2 rRNA genes are annotated in these 3,188 nt (G+C 49.4%); both read left to right on the top strand.

The window, feature by feature from the left end:
* The first annotated feature begins 71 nt into the window (after positions 1–71).
* A 23S ribosomal RNA gene (locus FC62_RS07850) occupies positions 72–2,980 on the top strand.
* A gap of 90 nt (positions 2,981–3,070) precedes the next feature.
* Positions 3,071–3,187 (top strand): 5S ribosomal RNA (rrf, locus tag FC62_RS07845).
* Position 3,188: the final 1 nt, after the last annotated feature.

The following is a 3,188-nucleotide window of genomic DNA, read 5'->3' as shown; positions in this document are numbered from 1 at the left end:
GCACGACTAGGAATATTCAATGCGAACGAAAAAGCCGAGAACGAAGTGAGGAATCACTAAAAATATTTGTAGGTTAAGTTAAGAAGGGCGCACGGTGAATGCCTAGGCACTAGGAGCCGATGAAGGACGTGACAAACAACGAAATGCTTCGGGGAGTCGTAAGTAGATTATGATCCGGAGATGTCCGAATGGGGGAACCCAGTAACGAGAGTTACTATCGTATATTGAATACATAGGTATACGAAGGAAGACGCGGTGAACTGAAACATCTCAGTAGCTGCAGGAAGAGAAAGAAAGATCGATTTCCCAAGTAGCGGCGAGCGAACAGGAAAGAGCCCAAACCAATAAGCTTGCTTATTGGGGTTGTAGGACTGCAAGAGAGTACAAGCAGGTATAGTCGAATAAGTTGGGAAACTTAGACAGAGAAGGTGAGATCCCTGTAGACGAAATATCAACTTGACGAAGCAGGATCCTGAGTACGGCGGGACACGTGAAACCCCGTCGGAATCTGGGAGGACCATCTCCCAAGGCTAAATACTCCCTAGTGACCGATAGTGAACCAGTACCGTGAGGGAAAGGTGAAAAGCACCCCGGGAGGGGAGTGAAAGAGAACCTGAAACCGTGTGCCTACAAGTAGTCAAAGCCCGTTAAAGGGTGATGGCGTGCCTTTTGTAGAATGAACCGGCGAGTTACGTTATGATGCGAGGTTAAGACGGAAAGGTCGGAGCCGGAGCGAAAGCGAGTCTGAAGAGGGCGAGATAGTATCATGATGTAGACCCGAAACCAAGTGACCTACCCATGTCCAGGTTGAAGGTGTGGTAAAACGCACTGGAGGACCGAACCCACGTATGTTAAAAAATGCGGGGATGAGGTGTGGGTAGCGGTGAAATTCCAAACGAACTTGGAGATAGCTGGTTCTCTCCGAAATAGCTTTAGGGCTAGCCTCGGGGGAATGATAATGGAGGTAGAGCACTGTTTGGACTAGGGGCCCGTCAAGGGTTACTGAATTCAGATAAACTCCGAATGCCATGTATCAATTACCCGGGAGTCAGACTGCGAGTGATAAGATCCGTAGTCGAAAGGGAAACAGCCCAGATCACCAGTTAAGGTCCCAAAATCTATGCTAAGTGGAAAAGGAAGTGGAGTCGCGCAGACAACTAGGATGTTGGCTCAGAAGCAGCCACCATTTAAAGAGTGCGTAATAGCTCACTAGTCGAGTGGCGCTGCGCCGAAAATGTACCGGGGCTAAGCATAGTACCGAAACTGTGGATGCATGATGAAAGTCATGTGTGGTAGGAGAGCGTTCTAAGGGCGGAGAAGGTAGATCGAGAGGACTACTGGAGCGCTTAGAAGTGAGAATGCCGGTATGAGTAGCGAGAGATAAGTGAGAATCTTATCCACCGAATGACTAAGGTTTCCTGGGGAAGGCTCGTCCTCCCAGGGTTAGTCGGGACCTAAGGCGAGGCCGAAAGGCGTAGTCGATGGATAACAGGTAGAGATTCCTGTACTAAGAGTTAACGTTTGAGTAATGGAGGGACGCAGGAGGATAAGGAAAGCGTGCGGCTGGATATGCACGTCCAAGTGTCAAGTCTGAGGGTGAGTTAAATGCTTATCTTTGTCAGGACAAGATATGATGGGGAGCGAAATTAAGTAGCGAAGTTCCTGATTTCACACTGCCAAGAAAAGCTTCTAGCGAGTTAACAATTACCCGTACCGCAAACCGACACAGGTAGTCGAGGAGAGAATCCTAAGGTGAGCGAGAGAACTATCGTTAAGGAACTCGGCAAAATGACCCCGTAACTTCGGGAGAAGGGGTGCTGATAGAGATATCAGCCGCAGTGAATAGGCCCAAACAACTGTTTATCAAAAACACAGGTCTCTGCAAAATCGAAAGATGACGTATAGGGGCTGACGCCTGCCCGGTGCTGGAAGGTTAAGAGGAGATCTTAGATTCGTCGAAGGATTGAATTGAAGCCCCAGTAAACGGCGGCCGTAACTATAACGGTCCTAAGGTAGCGAAATTCCTTGTCGGGTAAGTTCCGACCCGCACGAAAGGCGTAATGATTTGGGCACTGTCTCAACGATAGACTCGGTGAAATTATAATACCCGTGAAGATGCGGGTTACCCGCGACAGGACGGAAAGACCCCATGGAGCTTTACTGTAGCTTGATATTGAGTATTTGTGAAACATGTACAGGATAGGTAGGAGCCGAAGAAGAGAGTACGCTAGTATTCTTGGAGGCGCTGGTGGGATACTACCCTTGTTTTATGAATCCTCTAACCTGCACCACTAAGCGTGGTGAGGGACAGTGTCTGGTGGGCAGTTTGACTGGGGCGGTCGCCTCCTAAAGTGTAACGGAGGCGCTCAAAGGTTCTCTCAGAATGGTTGGAAATCATTCGCAGAGTGTAAAGGTATAAGAGAGCTTGACTGCGAGAGCGACAACTCGAGCAGGTAGGAAACTAGGACTTAGTGATCTGGTGGTACCGCATGGAAGGGCCATCACTCAACGGATAAAAGCTACCCTGGGGATAACAGGCTTATCTCCCCCAAGAGTCCACATCGACGGGGAGGTTTGGCACCTCGATGTCGGCTCGTCGCATCCTGGGGCTGTAGTCGGTCCCAAGGGTTGGGCTGTTCGCCCATTAAAGCGGCACGCGAGCTGGGTTCAGAACGTCGTGAGACAGTTCGGTCCCTATCCGTCGCGGGCGTAGGAAATTTGAGAGGAGCTGTCCTTAGTACGAGAGGACCGGGATGGACATACCGCTGGTGTACCAGTTGTTCTGCCAAGGGCATCGCTGGGTAGCTATGTATGGAAGGGATAAGCGCTGAAAGCATCTAAGTGCGAAGCCCCCCTCGAGATGAGATTTCCCATTCGTAAGAAGTAAGACACCTTAAAGAATATGAGGTAGATAGGCTGGGAGTGGAAGTACAGTGATGTATGGAGCGGACCAGTACTAATCAGTCGAGGACTTAACCAAGAAGTAGCGCAAGCACAATAGGCAAACGCAAAAGGTTTTCTAGAAAAGAATCGTATTTAGTTTTGAGTGTGAGAATACTCAGAAGAAGAGTGTGGTGGCGATAGCAAGAAGGATACACCTGTTCCCATGCCGAACACAGAAGTTAAGCTTCTTAACGCCGATAGTAGTTGGTGGGAGACTGCCTGCGAGGATAGGAAGTTGCCACGCT

Origin of the sequence: Amylolactobacillus amylotrophicus DSM 20534 (assembly GCF_001434555.1) — a bacterium.
Taxonomy (GTDB): domain Bacteria; phylum Bacillota; class Bacilli; order Lactobacillales; family Lactobacillaceae; genus Amylolactobacillus; species Amylolactobacillus amylophilus.
The sequence above is the reverse complement of the archived record's forward strand: the minus strand, read 5'-3'. Positions and strand labels throughout refer to the sequence as shown.